This is a genomic window from Mesobacterium hydrothermale, assembly GCF_035818635.1.
Taxonomy (GTDB): Bacteria; Pseudomonadota; Alphaproteobacteria; order Rhodobacterales; family Rhodobacteraceae; genus Mesobacterium_A; species Mesobacterium_A hydrothermale.
The window spans coordinates 19200-39523 of record NZ_JAYLLH010000011.1 but is presented as its reverse complement, the minus strand read 5'-3'; the positions used below and the strand labels follow the sequence as shown (position 1 = coordinate 39523).

The window sequence follows — 20324 nt, the reverse complement described above, 5'->3', positions numbered from 1 at the left end:
TCTCTCCTCCCTAATGTGCGATGCCGGACCCGGCGGCTTCGTCGATCAGACGACCCCGGGCAAAGCGATCCAAATCGAAGGGACGGCTGATGGCGTCATGCGTGCCGGTGGCCAGCAGATGCGCCAACAGCCAACCGCCCGCCGGGATCGCCTTAAACCCGCCGGTGCCCCAGCCGCAGTTGACGAACAATCCATCGGGTCCGGCCGGACCAATGACGGGCGAGCTGTCGGGGACCACATCGACGACCCCGGCCCACTGCCGCAACAGCTTCAGTTGCGCGAAAGCCGGGAACATTTCCAACAGGCCGGACACCACGGTTTCCTGCGCCGGCAGGTTCCCGCGCTGGCCATGGGTCGGGACACGGTCAAGCCCGCCGCCAAACACCAGTTCGCCTTTGTCCGACTGGCTGACATAGGTGCCGGTCCCAAGATAGAGCAGTATGGTATCCAGCATCGGTTTGACAGGTTCCGACACAAAAGCCTGGAGCGCATAGGTATGGATCGGCAAACGCACCCCCGCCATCGCCGCCAGCCCCGGTGTCGCCCCGGCGGCAGCAAGGCCCACACGGGTCGTGCGGATCGGGCCAAGATCGGTCTCGACCCCCGCAATACGCCCGGCTTGGATATCCAGGCCGGTGACGGTGCAGTTTTCGATGATATCCACCCCCAGATCGCTGGCAGCGCGGGCATAGCCCCAGGCCACCGCGTCATGGCGGGCCACCCCTGCCCGGCCTTGCCAGACTCCGCCCAGGCATTTGAACCGCGCATCGCAGGTCCGGTTCAGCAGGGGGATGCGGCGCGCGGCCTCTTCCGCGCCCATCAGGTGGCCATCGACGCCGTTCAATTGCATGGCATTGGCGATGCGGGCGCAAATCTCCATCTGCGCGGGCGTATGCGCGGCGATCAGCATCCCGCGCTGGGACAGCATGATGTTGTAATTGAGCTCGCGGCTCAGTCCTTCGTACAGCCGTAGCGAGAGATCATAGAGCGCCACGCTTTCGGGGTAGAAATAGTTTGACCGCACAGCGGTGGTGTTGCGTCCGGTATTGCCGCCGCCGATCCAGCCCTTTTCCAACACCGCGACGCGGGTCAGGCCATGATTGCGGGCAAGGTAATAGGCCGTCGCCAGCCCGTGCCCGCCGCCGCCCACGACCACCGCGTCATAGGCCGGTTTCGGGCGCGCCTTGGCCCATGCAGGCTGCCAGCCGCGATGCCCCCGCAGCCCTTCGCGCAAGAGGGACAGGGCCGAATAGCGGGTCATCTTGCGGCCACCTGACGGGAAAAGGCGCGAAGCTCTTCCACTTCGTCTTCTGACGGATACACGCCAGTAAAAGCGTAAAGATACAGGCGCACCCGAGACAGACGCTCTTCCAGCGTTTCGTTCAACTCAAGCGCATAATAACCGATCTGCTGATAATAGAGCACCCGCGCGCGAATATCGGCCTCGGCAGGGTCATAGCCATAGCGCATGAACATTCGCGCCAGCGCATCGGTGCGCGCGCTGTCCGAGCGGTCGATCACGCGGCGCACCGCCCCGTCACGCCGCGCCCATTCGCGCACGGCGAAATCAAGCTGATGGTTGAACCCGTCCGGGTCGATGATGCAGCGAAAAAACCCGTTCAGCGCGGCGGTGATCGTGGGGGCGGGAGCCTCGGCAGCGGCGACCATGATGCCGGTATTGGTCCGTTCCCATTCTGCGAGCAGCTGGTTCAAAAGATCCTTTCGGCTTTTGAAATACCAGTAGAACGACGAGCGCGACACCTCGAGCCGGTTGCCGATGGTCAGCACCTTGACCTCGGAAACCCCGTCCGAGACCAGCAAGTCCATCGCCACGCGCAGCCAATCTTCGCGCGTGACCTTGACGTTGCCAGGCAGGCCCTTGTCGGACATGTCGCGGCGGGGCAAGGGGATCGGGTCGGTCATGGGTCAGCTTTCGGGTGGGGCGCCGCCTTCGACGGTGCGTTTGTCGATGAAGGCGCGCAGCGCCTCCAGGCGATCAGGCGGCGTGGCAAAGTCCGTCTGGGTCGCAAGGATCGCTTCCCAGACGGCGGTGGCACGGGTGCTTGCATCCTTCGCGCCACGCTCGATCCAGGTGCCGAAATTGGCGTAATCATGCACGACGGGTTCGTAGAATTCGGTCGTGTAACGCTCCATCGTTTGCGGCGCCGAAAAGAAATGCCCGCTGGGCGCAACATGGGACAGCGCGTTGGCAAAGCCGATTTCATCCGTGCCAGCCTTTTTCCCGGCACAGAGTTCGGCCACCATGTTCAGCACCTCGACATCGGTCACGATTTTTTCATAGCTGACGGACAAACCTCCCTCAAGCCAGCCGGCCGAATGAATGATGACCGTCGCCCCAGCCAGCAGGCAGCCCCACAGTCCCAACTGGTTCTCATTCGCAGCTTGCACATCGTTGATGTTTGACGCCGACCCGGCCGCTGACCGCCAGGGCAAGCCCAGCATCCGCGCCATTTGACCCGCCGCAAGAGAAGCCTGAAAATGCCCGGGCGTGCCAAAGGCAGGGGCTCCTGATTTCATGTCGACGTTCGAGGTGAAGGTGCCATAGCAGACCGGCGCGCCGGGACGGACCAACTGCGTCAGGGTGATCGCGGCCAGACATTCGGCATGGGACAGCGTGATCGCCCCCGCAACGGTGATCGGTGCCATTGCCCCCATAAGGGTAAAGGGGGTGACGATGGACAATTGCCCATATCGGGCAAAGTCGATCAGCCCTTGTGCCATCGGGATATCAAGACAGCGCGGGCTGTTGGTGTTTATGATCGTGTAGGCGTGGACACCCTGTATGAACGCGTCCTCGGACAGGCCGCGCGCAATCCGCAGCATCTCGAAATTGTCCAGCGTCTGCGGCGTGCCGCGTGCGAAGAGAAAGGGGAATTTGTCGGTCAATTCCATCTGCGCCAGCATCGTGAAATAGTGGCGCACGGGCGTTGGGATATCCTGCGGCTCGACAGAAGGGCTCATCATCTGGAACACGTCGTAGTGATGCGAGATTCGGGTATATTCCCGGAAATCCTCCCCCGATCCGGGACGCCGCCCGCGTTTGAGATCGGTGGCGTGAGGGGCACCCGCGCCGGGCTGAAAGGCCAGCGCCCCCAGTTCAAGGATCACGTCGCGATGGGCGGCACCTGCGCGGCAGTGGATCGATTTGGGCGCGCTAGCAACCGCAGCCTGCACGATCTCGCGCCCGAGAAAGACCATCTCTCCCTCGACCCGCGCGCCTGCGGCGGCATAGATCTTGCGCGCCTCGGGCAGCAGCACCTTCATTCCCAGGTCTTCCAGCGTCCGCAGGGCGGTTTCGTGTATCTGCGCCGCCTCATCATCGGAAAAGACGGACATGATCGGAAAGGGGTTGCGCAACTGCCGATAGTTGGGGGCTCGGTCACTGGTCGCGCCTGCCGGACCCGCGCCACGGCGACGTCCGGCCCGGCGGCCTGCCGCGCGGGTTGTGGTCGTCGTCATGCCCGCATCGCCTTTCCTTCCGGATCGTAGGGCGAAGCAGGGATCACCTTGGCCGCCCGCTCGACCCCTACGATATGAACCGAAAGCTCGGTGCCGGGTCTCGCCGTATCGCGATCCAGCATGGCCAGCGCCAGCGATTTGCCCACCGTATGCCCATAGCCACCCGAGGTGACAAAGCCGACGCGCTTGCCATTCTGCCAGACTGGCTCATAGCCGCTGGCGTCGGCGTCACCGTCGGCAATTTCGAGCGTCGCGATGACCTGCGCTGGCGGGGTGTCGCGCTCGCGCAGCGCGGCATCCTTGCCGATGAAATCCTTGGACCAGTCGACCCAACGGTCCATGCCGGTTTGCGCGGCGGTGTAACCTTGGGTGAATTCCGCCGACCAGATGCCAAAGCTTTTTTCCAGCCGCAGCGACAACAAGGCGTTGAACCCGTATTCGCGGATACCGAAAGCGGCACCGACTTCCAGCAACGCGCGCCGCAAGCCAATGTGATCCATCGCGTCGCAATGAATCTCGTACCCCAGTTCACCCGCCACCGACAGGCGCCCAACCTTGCAGCGGTGCAGCCCGATATCAAAACTGCCGCACCCCATGAAGGGCAGTTCGCCCACCGGCCCGTCGGCCAGTGCCTCGATCACCTTGCGCGACTGCGGTCCCGCCAGCGAGACGCCCACCGTCGCATCCGAGATATCGCGCAGCATAACGCCCTCGTCCATGTGGTCCTGGAACCAGCGCATGTGCCATTCGCGCAGGTAGTAGCTGCCCATGATCCACCACGTCCCATCGCCCCAGTTGAACACGGTCAGATCGCCCTTGAGCTTGCCCGTCTCGGAAAGCATGGGGGCCAGTCGGGCGCGGCCGGGTCCGGGCAGTTTCGACGCCATCACGCGGTCAAGCCACGCCTGCGCGCCATCACCCGACACTTCGAACCGCGAAAAGCCCGAGATATCCAACAGACCGACACCGCCCCGCACCGCCTTGCATTCCTCTGCCACGATGTCGAACGCGTTCGATCGCTTCAGGGTCGGCTTTTCGATGAAACCTTCTGAGGGCGCGAAATACAGCGGCATCTCCAGCCCATAGCTTGCCCCCCAACGGCATCCCGCAGCCGTCATGTCGGCATGCGCCGGGGCCATTTTCAGCGGGCGACCGGCGGGCAGTTGTTCGTTGGGATAGGTCATCACGAACCGACGGGTGTAGAACTGGCCCGTGGTTTCCTTGATGAACCGCTTGTTTCCGGCGTAGTCGCCATAGCGCGCAACATCCATGCCGAAGACATCGGCCTCGGGCTCGCCATGGATCATCCATTCGGCCAGCGACTTGCCGACCCCGCCGCCTTGCAGGAACCCGGCCATAACGGCGCAGGCGCTCCAATACCCGCGCTTGCCGCGCACCGGCCCGACCAGCGGGTTGCCATCGGGCGAAAAGGTAAAGGCCCCGTTGACCCATGTCTTGACGCCAACCTCTTGCAAAGCGGGATAGCGTTCAAACCCAAGGGTCAGCTCGCGTTCGATCCGATCGGGGTCTTCCTGTTGCAATTCGAACCCGTATTCCCACGGCGCCCCGTCCATCATCCAGTGATCGTGATCGATCTCGTAGATGCCCAGCAGGATGCCCTTTTGGTCCTGCCGCATATAGGTGAACCCCTCAAGGTCCACGACCAGGGGCAATTCACGGCCCAGTGCCGCGACCTCGGGGATGGTGTCTGAAATCAGATAGTGATGGTTCAACGGCGAGACCGGCAATTCGATGCCCGCCATCCGCCCGACCTGCTTGGCCCAGAGACCCGCGGCATTGACCACATGTTCGCAGGTCACGGTGCCCTTTTCGGTCACGACGCGCCAGCCATCGGCGATCTGGTGCAGTTCGAGGACACGGTTGTTTTCGATCACCTCGGCCCCACGTTTGCGGGCAGCGCCGGCATAGGCGTGCACCGTGCCGGTGGTGTCAATATAGCCCTCGCGGTCGGCCCACATCCCACCCAGAATGCCATGTGGCGACATGATCGGACACAAGGCAGCGGCCTCTTCCGGGGAGACAAGGCGCACATCTTCGATGCCGATGGATTGAAAGGTGCGATAGGCCGATTGCAGCCATTCCCAACGGTCCGGCGTGCCTGCCAGCGTCAAGCCGCCGGTCATATGCATCCCCACCGACTGCCCCGATTCCCTTTCGATCTCGGACAACAGGTCGATGGTATAGGCCTGAAGGCTGGCGATATTGGGATCGGCATTGAGCGCATGGAATCCCCCGGCGGCGTGCCAGCTGGATCCGGCGGTCAGGATTTTGCGCTCGATCAGGCAGACATCGGTCCAGCCAAATTTGGCGAGATGATAGAGAACCGATGCCCCGACGACACCGCCGCCAATGACCACAACCCGATAATGGCTTTTCATCGCTGCCTCCCGTTGATGACAGGGCAAAGGCTAGCGCGACCCGATGCCAATGTCTAGACAGCTGTGTCCATGGATCGGTCAATCGGTCGAACACACCCCGGGTGATTGCCAGCTTTCGCCGTACAGGTCTAAGAGCCGCGCCTGCATCAGCGGGGTGTTCTTAGGGGATCAAAGGGGCCTTTTGTGAAAACGGCACCGATAAGGTGCTCGGCGTGCGCGATGTGCCTGTGCTGGCTATGCCCCCCAGCAGGTCGCGCCCCGGCAAATTGACCACTTCACCACCGCGCGCCTCAGCGGCGCGGTCAAGCTGCGCACTCACATCCATTGATGTCCTGATATGTTCACGCACCGTAGCCTACCCATCGGCAGCTGCTTTTTCACCAAGATCGCGGCGCGGGCGTGGGCAAATCGGACCCGCCCGACTGGGCGGGTCCGCGCTCATATGGTCAGACCATGAACATGCCGCCATCCAGGTCGGCAAGCCCGGTCTGGTTCAGGGTCACCGTCACATCCATGTCCATGAAGACGACCGCGCCGTTCTGTTCGGTCATGTTGCCCAGAACATCCGAAGCACTGTCATAGCCGAAGGCGGTGAAATCAAGCACATCCCAGGACTCCAGATCGGTGACCGTGTTGCTGCTGCCGGCATCTGTTGAAAACACAAAACGGTCTGAAAACACACCACCCGACAAGGTGTTGTCACCGTCATTGCCCATCAGCACGTCGTGCGTGCCCTGCGCCATGACCCAGGCGTTCAGATCACTGTCCGACTTGGCGCTGAACTCGGTGCTCTGCGCGAATCCGATCAGCACCTCGGCCCGCGTTGCACCGGCATCAAGACGCGCGGTCCAGTCTGCAAGACCCGGTGCATCAGGATCGCGATCCAGCGCATTTTGGTAAAGTGCCGTCACGTACTCGGTGTTCGTCGTACCGCCGTATGTCGCATAGAACTCGGCGCTCCCGACGAAGCCGCCCGCAACACCGATCTGCGAGAGCGCGCCGGTCGCGAAGTTTTCCACCCACAGGCTCAATCCGCCAGCGTCCGGATCGCGGTCGAACGCGGTCTGGTAGAGGCGGAAGATCTTTCCGGTATCAAGTTCGAGGCTAGAGTCGTTCTGGAAGTCACCATAGATCATGTCGTTGCCGCCAGCGCCGCCGATGTTGTCGGCACCGCGATCACCGAACAGCGTATCGTCGCCGCCCGCCCCGCGCAGGATATCGTTGCCCATGCCGCCGGACGCCCGGTCGTTCATCATGCCGGTAGAGGCGTTGTTCAGGCCCTGGTCACCATCGGCCCATGTCCCGGTGTGGATTTCGTCATTTCCGGCCCCGCCATAGATCGTATCGGAACCATCTGCGTTGACGTCAAACATCGTGCCGATCGCATCCGAGACCCGGCTGTCGTCGTCGCCGGTGATGATGTCATCGCCATCCCCGCCATGGATCATGTCGTCTCCGGCACCGCCGGCATAGCCATTGTCATAATCTCCAAGTTGCAGCGCACCGGAGGCACCTGCATCTGCTGCGTCAGTCTGATTTTGATCTGTGGTCCCCGCCATGATCGCGTCATCGCCGTCTGCCCCGTACAGAACATCCCGACCGGCGTCGCCTGTCAGGGTGTCGTTGTCCGCACCACCATTGATGCTGTCGTTGCCCGCTTGGCCATAGATGACGTCATCGCCAAGACCGGCATCATACATATCGTTGCCGTCCCCCAACATTTTGGAGGTGGATGCCAACGTGCGTTGCGATGTCAGCAGGTTCAGCGCGTCCGCATAGGTCGCGGCTTCGATCTCTCCGGCAGCTGCTGGCAGGATACCGATAAAGCCGTTCTCACCGCCATCGACCTCACCACTCGTTCCGCTGCCAATCCCATCCGGGACGTCGACGCCGTGAAGCACAATCTCACGCAGCGTGAGCGGCATCAGATCATCGGCCGTGTAATCCGTCTTCGAGACAGGGCTGAAGAAGCTCGTCTCGTCATTCAGATCATAGCTTTGGACAAAGGACAGCATGCCGTTCTCGTCCGCGACCGGCATCGCGCCGCCCGCGGGCGAGACCAAAGGCAGCAAGACGTCGCCATATCGACCCAGCCCTTCCAACACCTCGACCATGCCATCGCGATCCGCGTCATCTGCCAATGTCGGCGACATCGAGTCGATGGGGGCCCCGTCCGTGTCGAACAGTCCATGCACATGCTGGGCATGGGTTTGCGACGGCGTCAGGCCGGTGCCAGCTATGGCCACGTTGAGATAGGAGGAACCATCCTCTTCGGTCTCCATGGCGACGATCGCCGTAGCATTCACCCCAGAGCTGTTCAGGGCTTTGAAATCGACGGTCCAGAAAGCATCTGCGCGCGAAAGAAAATTTTCGTACGATGTGTAGGAAGATGCGAGATGTGCCATTGGTGATCTCCTTTTCATAATGGGTCACACCGAGTAGCCACGAAGCCCGAACGGAAAAGTTTCAGTTTCCTGAAAAAATCAAGCAAAACTGCCGTTGCGCATGTCAAATCGTACGTCGCAGCGATGCCGTTGGCCTGTGCTGCTGCGCCCCATGACAGGGGCCGCAGGCCGAATGGCAGGCAATCGCCCGGGGTTCAAGAGGCTGGTAGTCCGGCGGCCCGCAGCAGCGGGCAATCTGTCAACCCTTGGTCACGCCGCACCGCGAAGCGTCCACGTTCTTGCTGCTCTGCAATGGCAAGACTATTCTACGGCCACACAATCCGCATAGTGGCTCATCTTCCCGCTTTCATCGGTCTCTAGCACAAGACCGTGAATGTCAGTTTCGAAGCCTGGGCATTCACGCGCAAATTCACGGTTGAAACGCAGGTATTCGACGATCTTGGCGTTGAACACCTCGCCTGGGATCAACAGCGGGATGCCCGGTGGATAGGGTGTGACAAGGCTGGTGGTGACGCGTCCTTCCAGATCGTCGATGGCAACCCGTTCGGTCTTGCGCCGGGCAATGTGCGAATAGGCCTCGGTCGGGGTCATGGCGGGATGATGATCGCTCAGGTAAATCTCGGTCGACAGGCGGGCGACGTCGTATTTGGCATAAAGCGCATGAACGTGCTGGCACAGATCTTGCAGGCCGAACCGTTCATAGCGCGGCTGTGCGGCGCTGAACTCTGGCATCACCCGCCACAACGGCTGGTTTCGGTCATAGTCATCCTTGAACTGCTGCAACGCCGCCAGCAACGTGTTCCACCGGCCCTTGGTGATGCCGATGGTGAACATGATGAAAAACGAATAAAGCCCGGTCTTTTCCACCACGACCCCATGTTCGCTCAGATATTTCGACACGATCGACGCGGGGATGCCGCTATCGTCGAAATGGCCGTCGATATCAAGGCCGGGGTTGATGATCGTCGCCTTGATCGGGTCAAGCATGTTGAAATCGCGGGCCATGTCGCCGAAGCCGTGCCAGCTGTCCTTGCCGCCGGTCTCGACACCATCACTGTCGGTCCGCTTCAGTTGCCAGTCCTTGGCACGGCCCATGCCGTCTTCGTTTTCGTCAAAGTCATCCGGCCCCCAGACCTTGAACCACCAGTCGCTGCCATAGTCCTTTCCGACTTTTTTCATCGCGCGCCGGAATTCCAGGCTTTCGACGATGCTTTCCTCGACCAACGCGGTGCCGCCGGGCGGCTCCATCATCGCCGCGGCCACGTCGCAGGAGGCGATGATCGAATACTGCGGCGAGGTCGAGGTGTGCATCAGGTACGCCTCGTTGAACAAGTGGCGGTCGAGCTTGGTTTCTTCGCTGTCCTGCACAAGGACATGGCTGGCCTGGCTGATCCCGGCCAAAAGCTTGTGCACCGATTGCGTGGCGTAGGTCACCGAATGCTTTGTGCGCCCGCGCTTGCGCCCCATCGCATGATAGGTGCCATAGAATGGATGAAACGCCGCGTGCGGCAGCCAGGCTTCGTCGAAATGCAGGTTTTCGACATAGCCATCAAGAAGGCCCTTGATCACCTCGGTATTGTACAGCACGCCGTCATAGGTCGATTGCGTGATTGTCATGATCCGCGGTTTGACCGTGTCGGGGTCGTAGCCATCCAGCAGAGGGTTTGCCCGGATCTTGGCCTTGATCGCGTCGGGTTCGAATTCGCTGCGCGGGATCGGGCCGATGATACCCCAATGGTTGCGCGTAGGTTTCAGGAATACCGGGATCGCGCCGCACATCATGATCGCATGCAGGATCGACTTGTGGCAGTTGCGATCAACCACCACCACGTCGCCGGGTGCCACCGTATGATGCCAGACAATCTTGTTGCTGGTTGACGTGCCATTGGTGACGAAAAAACAATGGTCAGAATTGAAGATGCGAGCCGCATTCTTTTCCGAAGCACCGATGGCGCCATTGTGATCCAACAACTGCCCCAGTTCCTCGACCGCGTTGCATACGTCGGCACGCAGCATATTTTCGCCGTAGAACTGGTGATACATCTGCCCGATTGGCGACTTCAGAAAGGCGACGCCGCCGGAATGTCCGGGACAATGCCACGAATAGGACCCGTCCTCGGCATAGTCGAGAAGCGCCTTGAAGAACGGCGGCTGGATGTACTCCAGATAGGCGCGCGCCTCTCGAATAATGTGCTTGGCCACAAATTCCGGCGTGTCCTCGAACATATGGATGAAGCCGTGCAATTCGCGCAGGATATCGTTGGGCAGATGGCGGCTGGTCTTGGTTTCGCCGTAGACATAGATCGGTACGTCGGCGTTCTTCCAGCGCACTTCCTCAATGAAATTGCGCAAGTTGACAACAACCGGGTCAAGGTCGGGGCCTGGGCTGAATTCTTCGTCGTCGATGGACAGAACAAACGCGCTTGCCCGGCTTTGTTGCTGAGCGAATTGCGACAGGTCGCCATAGCTCGTGACGCCCAGGACCTCGAACCCCTCGGCTTCGATGGCTTCTGCCAAGGCGCGGATGCCCAGTCCAGAGGTGTTCTCTGAACGGAAATCTTCGTCGATGATGACGATCGGGAAACGGAATTTCATCGGCCACTCCTGTCGGCGGGCGTTGCGCCTTCGTTTTGTTTCCTTCCCTGTCGGCGCCGTCAAGAGGAGAGACCCGCAGCCATGCCCTGGCGGCCTCCTGCTGCAGATCGGCGACGGGTCTCACGTGGGCCGGTGTCATGGTCAGGCTCTTGGCTTTGATATTGGCACCGGACGCGCACTAGGAAGGCCCTCCAGTTCGCCTGTCAGGCCGGCGTCAGATGATGACTTCAGAAACCACGATTGCCGCGAGAAACCACACTGCGTGTGGACTTGCGGGGAAAAGTGCCACGCGCTTCCCGTTTGAATACGCTTGGCGCTGTGCGATTGCCGCGGCTGCATGTAAACTTGCACTTGCCGCATCGAGCGGCGTGTAAACTGTGGGGATTGAAATGATCCAGGAATTCAAGAATTTCATTGCCAAGGGCAACGTCATGGACATGGCGGTGGGCATCATCATCGGTGCGGCCTTTACCGCTATCGTAAACTCTTTGGTCGGGGACCTGATCAACCCCTTCGTGTCGCTTTTCACCGGCGGCATCGACTTTTCGGGATGGTTCTATGCTCTAGACGGCAACGAATACGCGTCGCTTGCTGCCGCGCAAGAGGCCGGCGCGCCGATCTTTGCCATTGGCAGTTTCATCATGGCCGTGATCAATTTCCTGATCATCGCCTTAGTTGTGTTCATCCTGGTCAAGATCGTGAACCGCGTGAAAGAGGCCGCCGAGGGCGAAGAGGACACCCCGGCCGAAACGGCCCCGGCTGGCCCTACCGAAATCGATCTGCTGATCGAAATCCGTGACGCGCTGAAAAAAGACTGACGTATCTTCCCCCGCGCACCTCGGGTGTGCGGGGGGCTACTGGCTGATCGGGTCCGTCCGTCCCGCGTTGGCGTTGCGACCGGCCAAGAGCACGCTGATGGCGTTGGCCGTTTCGGGGTGCATCGCCGCCATGATCGCCGCGGCCGCCTCTGGGGACATGCGGCCCAGAAACCCCGCCGCGAATTCCGGGGCCATGGATTCGAACAATGCTGCAGCCGGCTTTGGTTTCATACGCTCATAGACCGTGGTTAGCCGCGACAGGTCATCCTCTGACGCTCGGTCAGCCTGCGCCATCGTCGCGGCCAGCTTTGCCTCTGCGGTTTCGGCGGCGGCCTGCCTTTCGGCCAGATGGGCTTCGGCCGAAGCCAGCTCTGCCAGGCGCGCGGTGATCCGCGCCTCTTCTCTGGCAACTTTGTCTTCGCGTGCACGCAGGGCGTCGAGCACGCGTTGCAAATCGTCATCGGTCGTGCACAGCGGCGACTCGGCAATATGTTTCGGAGCGTTGAGCGCCATTCCCGGACTGCCCGAGGCCAGAACCTGTCCGGCTCCCGCCACCAGTCGGACCAGCGCCGAACCGATCAGCAGCGCACCGATCACCCCGACCGGCCCCAAAGGTGACACCTTGCGCTTTCGTCCAGCCATCTTATCGCCCCCGCGTTGCATGGCGCAGGAACGTGGCGTCTGCCTGCCGTTCCTGACCTGCAACCCCGCGCGACTGGTCCGGCAAATCGTGCATCGATGCCACCAGAAGTTCCAATCGGTTGGCGACGCTTTCCGCCTGCTGGGTCAACTCCTGAAGCGAACCTGCACTGTCCCGTGCGCTTTTCTGGGCAGTCTGCAACGCCTGCCCCAATTCATCGACCTGCTTGGACAAAACGGCCACGGCGGCCCCCACACCATTGTCCAAATCCGTGAACCGCGCCAGCCGTCGGGCCAGCACAAAACAGTAGAACCCGGCGCCAAGCGCCCCGGCCACAAGCAAGATATCAGCAATCATTTCCATCTCGACCCTCAATTCAGAACGAATTCGGACACCAACAGGTCGCTGACGCGATCGTCGCCGACCACCAGCCGGACCCGGTGCAGCATCTGCACCCGCAACCGCAGCAGCGAATCGCGGTCCGCGACGTCACGCTCCTCAACCGCTTGCAGGAAACTGTTCAGCGCATCGACGATCCGGGGCATCAGATGCGTGACCTCCTGCACGTATCGGCTGGGCACCTCCAGGTTGGCCGCGAAACGCAAGTGACGGCTGCCCGCGCGGTCTCCCAGCGCGACGATCAGCGGCGATACCGGCACAAACGCCATGTCAGCGGCACGATCGTCCGCCACCTCGCCCTTTGCATGCGGTTCCACCTCGACGTTGGGATGGTCCCCGCCCAATACCATCCCGGACCAGACCGCAAAGAACGCCCCGCCCCCACCCGCAAGCGCCAGCACAACGCCGATCACCAGGGGCAGTTTGCCGCGTTTGCGCGGGGCCTTTGCGCTGTCTTCGATGTCTTCCGCCATCTTTTCGCCTTTCGCTGACAACGCTGCCGTTATGTCAGCCAGGGACTAACCGATTGTTAAATCTGATGCGCCAAACCGGGACCAACGGACACGTGCCGTTTCATGTGGAGGACCCCGTGACGCAAATTCTGAACACCTGGGCTGCACTGGACCTGCGCAAGCGTTTCATTGTTGTCTTGGCCATGGCAGCGGCGGCGCTTGCGCTCTACTTCGTATTGCAGATTGCAACACAGCCTCGGATGACGCTGCTTTACGCCCAGCTGGAAGAAAGCGCCGCGGGCGACGTTGTGCGGGCGCTGGAGCAGAGGAACGTTCCCTACGAAGTGCGCAGTGGCGCGATTTTTGTCGATTCGACCCAACGCGATTCCCTGCGCCTGACCCTTGCCAGCGAGGGCCTGCCGGCGAACGGGCCAAAGGGCTATGAATTGCTGGATTCGCTGACCGGTTTCGGAACGACCGCACAGATGTTTGACGCCGCCTATTGGCGCGCAAAAGAAGGCGAACTGGCCCGCACGATCCTGTCCAGCCCCGGAATTACAGGTGCACGCGTGCACATTGCAAATGCAGCAGCCAACCCGTTCCTGCACGATGTATCGGTCACCGCCTCGGTTTTTCTTACCAGTGCAAGCGGCAGCATCGACCCCGATCTTGCCCGTGCGATGCGGTATCTCGTTGCCTCTGCCGTACCGCAGATGGAGCCAGAAGAGGTGTCGATCATCGACAGCAAGGGGCGGCTGGTCTCCGCACAGGATGGCGCAACAGCCGCCAACACCGCCGAGGACCGGGGCGATCAACTGCGTGACCGCGTCCAGCGCCTGGTCGAGGCGCGCGTCGGCCGTGGCAACGCCGTGGTCGAGGTCAGCGTCGATACCGTGACCGAAACCGAATCGATCCTCGAACGGAGATTCGACCCCAACGGTCGCGTTGCGATCAGCACCGACACAGAAGAGCGCACCCGCCAATCAGAAGAAGGCGCCGCAAATATCACTGTGGCCTCGAACCTGCCGGACGGGGCCGCGGCAGGCGGCGACCCGAACACCAGCCAAGACAGCGAAACGCGCGAGCGGGTGAACTACGAAGTCTCTGAAACCACGCGTGAAATCACTCGCTCACCCGGGGCGATCCGACGCCTGACCGTGGCGGTTCTCGTCAATGGCACGATTGCACCCGATGCCAATGGACAGACCGTTTTCACGCCACTACCGGACACAGAACTGATCGCCTTGCGGGAATTGGTGGCCGCCGCAGTCGGCTTTGACAAGGACCGGGGTGACGAAATCACGATCCGCAGCATGGCTTTTGAACAGACCCTCGCCAGCGGTACCGCCGGGGTGGCGGAGCCGTGGTACGCTCGCGCCTTCGACTTGATGGCGCTGGCACAGATGGCCGTACTTGGGCTGGTAGCACTATTGATCGGGCTTTTCGTTCTGCGCCCGATCCTGGCATCACGCAACGCCCCCGCCCCGCTACAACTGGATGCGGCCAGCGCTTCGCCGTCTGACCCCGCCCCTGCGCTCCCCACCGCCCCGTTCGAGGCAGGACTGGACGATGAAAGCGGCGACCTCCCCATGATGATGGCCGCGCCGTCCAGTTTCGACAAAGAATTCGGCGGCGACAGCGTTCTGGACAGCGACCCGATCGAAAGACTGCGCGGGCTGATCGAGGCCCGCAAAGAGGAAACCGTCGAAGTGCTGCGCACCTGGCTTGACGAAAAGGAAGAGGCGCGATGACGGCACTTGCAGACCTGCTGCCGAATTTTGGCAGCAGCACCTTGGAACGGCAGGACCCCAGAATGGATGTAGAAGCGCTCGAAGTGCTGAAGCTCGCGTCCTTCGAAGAGGGCTACAAGGCTGGCTGGGATGATGCGGTCAAGGCCCAGCGTGGCGATTTTCACCGTGTGTCCAGCGATCTGGCTCAGAACCTTCAGGACCTGTCATTCACCTATCACGAAGCGGTCAATCACGTGGTCAATGCAACGGCACCGATGTTGCGCCAGATGGTCGAAACCCTTCTGCCTGCCCTGGGGCGCGACGTGCTGGCACTGCACCTTGCGGACCGGCTGCGCACTGTCCTGGACGGGTTGGACAAACCCGACGTAATCATCGCCGTGTCCCCCGCCGATCATGACACCGTCGCACCGATGCTGGATCAGGTGACCAGCCTGCCGGTCCGCCTGCAAAGCGATCCGATGCTGGGCGCCGGGCAGGCCGACATCCGGTTCGGCGACACCGAAAGCCGCATTGACCTGGGCGAGGTGCTCGAAGGGATCTCCGCGCTGGTCGAAAGCTTCCTCTACGAAAACGAAAAGGCGTTGAAACATGGATGATGCGATGCCCGCGACACGCGCCCGCCCAAACCCTCTGACAGAGGTGCCCATAGAAATCACGGTCTCGGTTGGCCACGCCCGCCCCTTGGTGCGGGACCTGCTGCAACTGGACAAGGACAGCGTTCTGACATTGGACCGGCAGATTGATGACCCTGTAGAGCTCTACGTTGGCGACCGGCTGATTGGCATCGGGACGCTTGAAGTGGTCGAGGACGACGGGCCCGGGCGCTTGGCGGTGCGCATTGTCGAAGTCGTGCAAATGCAGCCGCCCGCATGATACGGTTTCTTCTGCTGCTGCTTGTCCTGCCCGCTGGACCTGCCGCCGCGCAGGAACTGACCCTGTCACTGGGCGATGGCAGCCTGACCAGCACCAGCCTGCAGCTGATCGCATTGATCACCTTGCTTTCGCTGGCCCCCGGCATTGCCATCATGGTGACCTGCTTTCCCTTCGTCGTCACGGTCCTGTCGATCCTGCGGCAAGCCATCGGGTTGCAGCAGTCTCCCCCCAACATGCTGATCGTATCGCTGGCCCTGTTCGTGACCTATTTCGTGATGGAGCCGGTGTTCACCCTGGCCTGGACCGACGGCTTCGCGCCGATGATCGACGCGCAGGTCAGCCTTGAGGTCGGCCTTGAGCGCGCTGCAGAACCGTTTCGCACGTTTATGACCGCGCGGGTCGATCCAGACACCCTTGCCAGCCTCGAGGCGCTGCGCCCGCCCGAAAACACGACGGGCACCCCGCAACTCTCGGTGCTGATCCCCAGTTTCATGCTCTCCGAAGTCGCCCGCGCCTTCCAGGTCGGGTTCCTGATCTTCCTGCCCTTCCTGATCATCGACCTCGTCGTCGCCGCAATCCTGATGTCGATGGGCATGATGATGGTACCGCCGGCCGTCGTGTCGCTTCCCTTCAAACTGGCATTCTTCGTCGTCGCCGATGGTTGGGCGCTGATCACAGGCAGTATGATCCGAAGTTACTTCTGACCACCCTGGCGCAGCACGGCCTTCTGCCTCTTTTACTGTTCAAATACCTTGGGGGTATGCCCGTGGCGCGCATCAGCGCGCCCTGATCGGATCGCCGCATGCGATCCGACACCGCTCAGTCCAGTGTTCGCCGAAACCGCAAGAGCGCAATCCCTGCCAGCACCATGGCAAACGCCATAAGCGCAAGGAACGGCCCAGCCACTGTATCAGGCCCGGCCCCTTTCAGCATAACCGCGCGGATCAGGCGCAGGAAATGTGTCAGCGGGAAAACCTCGCCCAGGTATTGCGCCCAGATCGGCATTCCGCGGAACGGGAACATGAACCCCGAAAGCAGCAGCGACGGAAGGAAAAAGAAAAACGTGATCTGCATCGCCTGCATCTGTGTGCGCGATAGCGTCGAGATCAGGTAGCCAAGGATTACCAGCGCCAGAACAAAGACAAACACCCCCGCCAGCACCAGCGAAACCGCTCCGACAAAGGGAACGTCGAACACCACACGGGCGGACACCAGCACAACCGCCACCTGCACCGCGCCGACACCAAGGTAGGGAACGACCTTGCCCAGCATGATCTCCAGCGGGGTCGCGGGCATCGACAGCAGGTTTTCCATCGTCCCGCGCTCGGTTTCGCGGGTCAGGGCCATGGCGGTCATCATCACCATGGTCAGTTGCAGGATAACCCCCAGAAGGCCTGGCACGATGTTGTATTGGGTGATGCCCTCGGGGTTATAGCGTTTGTGCACAATGATCGATACCGGCTGCTGCGCGCTTGTCTCTGTCCCGGCTTCGCGCCGCAGCGCGCTCGCGGCCACGGTACTGAGGGTCGAGATCGCGCCGGAGGCCACCGCCGGATCCGTGGCATCGGCGTCGATCAGGATCGTGGCCGTGTCGTTACGCTCGATCCGGCGCCCGAAATCCGACGGGACTGTGACAACAAAGGACACGTCGCCGCGCGCGATCATTTCCTCGGCCTCCGCCGCAGTCGCATCGGGCGCAATGAAACGATAGTACCCGGTCAACTCCAACGCCGACACCATGGCGCGGGTGAACCTGTCCTGGGTCGGGGCAACCAATGCGGCGGGCAGTTCTTTGGGATCGAGATTGATGGCAAAACCAAACAGCATCAACTGTAGCAGTGGCACCCCCAGCATCATCCCAAAGGTGATCCTGTCGCGCCGCATCTGGATGGTTTCCTTGACCAACAGCGCCCAAAGACGGGTCAGAGAGAAAAAGCGGCTCATGCCATGTTGTCCTCTGCGCGGCCCATCAACTGGATGAACACATCTTCAAGGCTGGTCTCTGCCGGGGCTGCTTGGGTGCCGGTGTCTTGCGCCACGCGCACGACCGTTTCCTTCAAGGCTTTGGCGTCGTGCCCGACCACGTGCAGCGTGGCCCCGAATGGCGCAATCTGATCGACGCCTGGTGCGCCTTTCAGACGTTTTGCGGCTTCTGCCGTGTCCGCACCGAAGACCACCATGGTGGTCAGGCCTGCGTTCCTGACCACTTCGGCTACGGTGCCTGTGGCGATCAGGTGACCGTAAGAGATGTATGCGATGCGATGGCACCGTTCGGCCTCGTCCATGTAATGCGTGGAGACCAGAACCGTCATGCCGCCCTGCGCCAGCCGGTGGATCTCGTCCCAGAATTCGCGCCGCGCCTTGGGATCGACGCCCGCAGTCGGTTCATCCAGCAACAGCAGGTCGGGCTTGTGCATGACACAGGCCGCCAGCGCCAGGCGCTGCTTCCAGCCCCCCGAAAGCGATCCCGCCAACTGGTTCTGCCGCGAACTGAGCCCAAGGTCGGCCAGCGTGTCCCGCACCGCCTTGCCGGGCCGACGCATGCCATAAAGCCCGGCCACAAAGCACAGGTTTTCGCGGATCGTTAGGTCTTCGTAGAACGAAAACCGCTGGGTCATGTAGCCAACCCTTCGCTTGATCGCACCGCGATCCTTGCGGATATCAAAACCCAGAACGCGACCTTCGCCTTCGTCCGGTTCCAGCAGGCCGCACATCATGCGGATCGTCGTGGTCTTGCCCGACCCGTTGGGGCCAAGGAATCCCATGATCTCGCCTTTCCTGACCGACAGGGTCACACCATCTGCCACGGTCCGGTCTCCGAACCGCTTGGTCAGGCCGGTGACTGTGATCGCCGGTTCAGCCACCCTGCCCCCCCGCATAGGACACGTCGACGATCTGCCCGGGTTTCAGCCGCTTGCCATCGGACGGGCGCGCCTCGATCAGGTAGACCAGCTTCTGCCGGTTCTCGAGAGAGTAGATCACGGGCGGCGTGAATTCCGGTTCATCCGAGATATAGCTGATCTTCGCGGTCAGATCCGGCGCGCAGCCATCGCAACTGACCTTCAGCAAGGCACCGATCTTCAGCGATTCAAAGGCCGTTTCCGGCACATACAGCCGCAGCTTCACCGCGCCGTCGGGCAACACCGACAGCACGGGCGCGGATGGTCCCGCCAGTTCACCCACCTGCCGGATCACATCGACAACGGTCACCGGCTCGGACAGCGTCAGTTTGCGTTGATCCAGCCGCCACTCTGCCTTGTTCCGCGCGGCTTCGGCCGCATCGACCGCCGCCTTGGCGCGGTCGATGGCCTGCGGGCGCGCAGGCAGTCTTGCCACGGCCAACTCCGCCGAGATCTGCGTGACCCGAGCCTCTGCCACATCCGCTGCCGTCACCGCATTGTCGCGTTGCGCAATCGTCGCCACGCCTTTTTCGTACAGTTGCCTGACCCGATCACGTTCGCGTTCCGCCTCATCCGCCTGCAGCTTGGCCGACGCCAGATTGGCCTCGATCACTGCGATTTCCTCGGGGCGGGCGCCTTCCAGAAGATCAGCCAACTGGCTTTGCGCCTGGGCCAGGTTGGCGGTCGCTTCAGCCACGGCGATTTCGGCGTCGCGGCTGTCCATCGACACCAGCAGATCCCCCGCAGCCACCTTGTCGCCACGCGCCACCGCGATCTGTTCGACCTGCGCAACCTCGACAGGGGCAACAAGCACATACTCGCCCTCGACATACCCTGTCGCCAGCGGTGAGGGTGGCGCGCAACCGGCAAACAGCGCGGCGGCAAAAGGCAAACTGCAAAGAAGGCTCATATCTGGTGCCTTTCCAGTGTGGCGCGAAGGTTTCTGACAACGACATCGGCAATCTGTCCGGCTTGCTCTTGTCCAATGCCGGCCCAATCCATCCGGCGTTCGACGATAGGCTGGGCGATGCGGAAATACAGGACCTGCCCGATGATCGAAAACACCGTCAGGCGGGTCGCCTCGGCCTCAGGCGGCTGCCCGGTGGCAATCGCCCACAAGCGGCACAAATGCGCATGGCGCGGGGCAAAGACCTGCGAATAGATGGTATCGGTCACTTCGCCGGGATGGCTCAGTTCGCGCAGGACAAAAGCGACCATGCCCTGCGTATCCGGCGCGGCCACCAGAAGCGACACAAGACGGCGCAACACGGCCTCGATCTGGTCGGCGGCCGCGGCGGGTGATTGCGGCATGTCGCTGTCCATGGCGGCGCCGAACGCCTGCGAAATCCTGCTGACGACAGCCTGCGCGCACGCGCTGCGCAACCCGGCCTTGCCACCGAAGTGATAAGAGATCGCCGCGACATTGACCCCGGCCCGCTCAGCAAGCTGGCGGGTCGATGTTGCATCGAACCCCTGCTGGCCAAACAGCTCTAGCGCTGCTTGCACAAGGGCCGCCCGCGTCGGGTGGGTCTCTGCGGCGTCCATCTTGCGTTCGGAATTAAATCAAACGTTTGATCTATTCAAGGGAAAAAGAAAAACCGCAGTCCGAACA

General features: G+C 61.7%; 18 protein-coding genes. 5 read left to right on the top strand and 13 right to left on the bottom strand.

Going from position 1 to position 20324, the window contains the following annotated elements:
- Positions 1-10: 10 nt before the first annotated feature.
- From VK792_RS09795 to VK792_RS09770, 6 genes are all read right to left on the bottom strand, one after another.
- Positions 11-1261: a sarcosine oxidase subunit beta family protein gene (locus VK792_RS09795; RefSeq protein ID WP_326297294.1), complete on the bottom strand. Its 1251-nt coding sequence runs from the start codon at positions 1259-1261 to the stop codon at positions 11-13.
- Positions 1258-1923 carry a TetR/AcrR family transcriptional regulator gene (locus VK792_RS09790; protein ID WP_326297293.1) on the bottom strand — a complete coding sequence of 222 codons (666 nt, stop codon included), beginning with the start codon at positions 1921-1923 and terminating at the stop codon, positions 1258-1260. The genes VK792_RS09795 and VK792_RS09790 overlap by 4 nt, the downstream gene beginning before the upstream one ends.
- Positions 1924-1926: 3 nt before the next feature.
- A complete protein-coding gene (locus tag VK792_RS09785) occupies positions 1927-3480 on the bottom strand; it encodes a trimethylamine methyltransferase family protein (protein ID WP_326297292.1) in 1554 nt (517 codons plus the stop codon).
- Entirely contained in the window at positions 3477-5879 is a 2403-nt protein-coding gene (locus tag VK792_RS09780; protein ID WP_326297291.1) for a GcvT family protein, read from the bottom strand. The genes VK792_RS09785 and VK792_RS09780 overlap by 4 nt, the downstream gene beginning before the upstream one ends.
- A 446-nt stretch (positions 5880-6325) precedes the next feature.
- Complete coding sequence (locus tag VK792_RS09775; RefSeq protein ID WP_326297290.1) at positions 6326-8284, bottom strand: DUF4214 domain-containing protein; 1959 nt, start codon at positions 8282-8284, stop codon at positions 6326-6328.
- Positions 8285-8584: 300 nt separating this feature from the next.
- On the bottom strand, positions 8585-10879 hold the full coding sequence (locus tag VK792_RS09770) for an arginine/lysine/ornithine decarboxylase (protein ID WP_326297289.1): 2295 nt from the start codon (positions 10877-10879) through the stop codon (positions 8585-8587).
- A gap of 389 nt (positions 10880-11268) precedes the next feature.
- Here VK792_RS09770 and mscL point away from each other — a divergent pair, with 389 nt between their 5' ends.
- Positions 11269-11697, top strand: a complete 429-nt coding sequence (gene mscL / locus VK792_RS09765) for a large conductance mechanosensitive channel protein MscL (protein ID WP_326297288.1) — start codon at positions 11269-11271, stop codon at positions 11695-11697.
- Between the two features lie 36 nt (positions 11698-11733).
- On the opposite strand, the gene VK792_RS09760 is transcribed toward mscL, so the two are convergent.
- The 3 genes from VK792_RS09760 to VK792_RS09750 are packed head-to-tail and all read right to left on the bottom strand — an operon-like array spanning position 11734 to position 13209.
- Positions 11734-12339 carry a MotE family protein gene (locus VK792_RS09760; RefSeq protein WP_326297287.1) on the bottom strand — a complete coding sequence of 202 codons (606 nt, stop codon included), beginning with the start codon at positions 12337-12339 and terminating at the stop codon, positions 11734-11736.
- Position 12340: 1 nt separating this feature from the next.
- Complete coding sequence (locus VK792_RS09755) at positions 12341-12700, bottom strand: hypothetical protein (RefSeq protein ID WP_326297286.1); 360 nt, start codon at positions 12698-12700, stop codon at positions 12341-12343.
- 8 nt (positions 12701-12708) lie between these two features.
- Entirely contained in the window at positions 12709-13209 is a 501-nt protein-coding gene (locus VK792_RS09750; RefSeq protein ID WP_326297285.1) for a flagellar basal body-associated FliL family protein, read from the bottom strand.
- A 116-nt stretch (positions 13210-13325) separates the two neighbouring features.
- Here VK792_RS09750 and fliF point away from each other — a divergent pair, with 116 nt between their 5' ends.
- Genes fliF through fliP form a run of 4 tightly spaced genes read left to right on the top strand, consistent with a single transcriptional unit; the run spans position 13326 to position 16516 of the window.
- Positions 13326-14939 carry a flagellar basal-body MS-ring/collar protein FliF gene (fliF, locus tag VK792_RS09745; protein ID WP_326297284.1) on the top strand — a complete coding sequence of 538 codons (1614 nt, stop codon included), beginning with the start codon at positions 13326-13328 and terminating at the stop codon, positions 14937-14939.
- Positions 14936-15535, top strand: coding sequence for a FliH/SctL family protein (locus VK792_RS09740; RefSeq protein ID WP_326297283.1), 600 nt, complete (start codon positions 14936-14938; stop codon positions 15533-15535). Before fliF ends, VK792_RS09740 begins: the two co-directional genes overlap by 4 nt.
- Positions 15528-15812 (top strand): FliM/FliN family flagellar motor switch protein, encoded by a 285-nt coding sequence (locus tag VK792_RS09735; protein ID WP_326297282.1) that lies wholly within the window; start codon positions 15528-15530, stop codon positions 15810-15812. Before VK792_RS09740 ends, VK792_RS09735 begins: the two co-directional genes overlap by 8 nt.
- The gene (gene fliP / locus VK792_RS09730) at positions 15809-16516 is read left to right on the top strand and encodes a flagellar type III secretion system pore protein FliP (protein WP_326297281.1); all 708 of its coding nucleotides are present in this window, start codon (positions 15809-15811) and stop codon (positions 16514-16516) included. The genes VK792_RS09735 and fliP overlap by 4 nt, the downstream gene beginning before the upstream one ends.
- Before the next feature lie 115 nt (positions 16517-16631).
- Here fliP and VK792_RS09725 read toward each other — a convergent pair whose 3' ends face one another.
- The 4 genes from VK792_RS09725 to VK792_RS09710 are packed head-to-tail and all read right to left on the bottom strand — an operon-like array spanning position 16632 to position 20257.
- Complete coding sequence (locus VK792_RS09725) at positions 16632-17756, bottom strand: ABC transporter permease (RefSeq protein WP_326297280.1); 1125 nt, start codon at positions 17754-17756, stop codon at positions 16632-16634.
- Positions 17753-18676: an ABC transporter ATP-binding protein gene (locus VK792_RS09720; RefSeq protein ID WP_326297279.1), complete on the bottom strand. Its 924-nt coding sequence runs from the start codon at positions 18674-18676 to the stop codon at positions 17753-17755. The genes VK792_RS09725 and VK792_RS09720 overlap by 4 nt, the downstream gene beginning before the upstream one ends.
- Entirely contained in the window at positions 18669-19622 is a 954-nt protein-coding gene (locus tag VK792_RS09715) for an HlyD family secretion protein (RefSeq protein WP_326297278.1), read from the bottom strand. The genes VK792_RS09720 and VK792_RS09715 overlap by 8 nt, the downstream gene beginning before the upstream one ends.
- Entirely contained in the window at positions 19619-20257 is a 639-nt protein-coding gene (locus VK792_RS09710) for a CerR family C-terminal domain-containing protein (RefSeq protein ID WP_326297277.1), read from the bottom strand. The genes VK792_RS09715 and VK792_RS09710 overlap by 4 nt, the downstream gene beginning before the upstream one ends.
- Positions 20258-20324 lie beyond the last annotated feature (67 nt).

Bases quoted from the DNA above. Each gene is read 5' to 3' on its own strand.
- VK792_RS09785 (WP_326297292.1), bottom strand. From the start codon at position 3,480: ATGACGACGACCACAACCCGCGCGGCAGGCCGCCGGGCCGGACGTCGC.
- VK792_RS09795 (WP_326297294.1), bottom strand. From the start codon at position 1,261: ATGACCCGCTATTCGGCCCTGTCCCTCTTGCGCGAAGGGCTGCGGGGG.
- VK792_RS09770 (WP_326297289.1), bottom strand. From the start codon at position 10,879: ATGAAATTCCGTTTCCCGATCGTCATCATCGACGAAGATTTCCGTTCA.
- VK792_RS09710 (WP_326297277.1), bottom strand. From the start codon at position 20,257: ATGGACGCCGCAGAGACCCACCCGACGCGGGCGGCCCTTGTGCAAGCA.
- VK792_RS09790 (WP_326297293.1), bottom strand. From the start codon at position 1,923: ATGACCGACCCGATCCCCTTGCCCCGCCGCGACATGTCCGACAAGGGC.
- VK792_RS09740 (WP_326297283.1), top strand. From the start codon at position 14,936: ATGACGGCACTTGCAGACCTGCTGCCGAATTTTGGCAGCAGCACCTTG.
- VK792_RS09755 (WP_326297286.1), bottom strand. From the start codon at position 12,700: ATGGAAATGATTGCTGATATCTTGCTTGTGGCCGGGGCGCTTGGCGCC.
- VK792_RS09775 (WP_326297290.1), bottom strand. From the start codon at position 8,284: ATGGCACATCTCGCATCTTCCTACACATCGTACGAAAATTTTCTTTCG.
- VK792_RS09750 (WP_326297285.1), bottom strand. From the start codon at position 13,209: ATGGCGGAAGACATCGAAGACAGCGCAAAGGCCCCGCGCAAACGCGGC.
- VK792_RS09760 (WP_326297287.1), bottom strand. From the start codon at position 12,339: ATGGCTGGACGAAAGCGCAAGGTGTCACCTTTGGGGCCGGTCGGGGTG.
- VK792_RS09735 (WP_326297282.1), top strand. From the start codon at position 15,528: ATGGATGATGCGATGCCCGCGACACGCGCCCGCCCAAACCCTCTGACA.
- VK792_RS09780 (WP_326297291.1), bottom strand. From the start codon at position 5,879: ATGAAAAGCCATTATCGGGTTGTGGTCATTGGCGGCGGTGTCGTCGGG.
- VK792_RS09715 (WP_326297278.1), bottom strand. From the start codon at position 19,622: ATGAGCCTTCTTTGCAGTTTGCCTTTTGCCGCCGCGCTGTTTGCCGGT.
- mscL (WP_326297288.1), top strand. From the start codon at position 11,269: ATGATCCAGGAATTCAAGAATTTCATTGCCAAGGGCAACGTCATGGAC.
- VK792_RS09725 (WP_326297280.1), bottom strand. From the start codon at position 17,756: ATGAGCCGCTTTTTCTCTCTGACCCGTCTTTGGGCGCTGTTGGTCAAG.
- fliP (WP_326297281.1), top strand. From the start codon at position 15,809: ATGATACGGTTTCTTCTGCTGCTGCTTGTCCTGCCCGCTGGACCTGCC.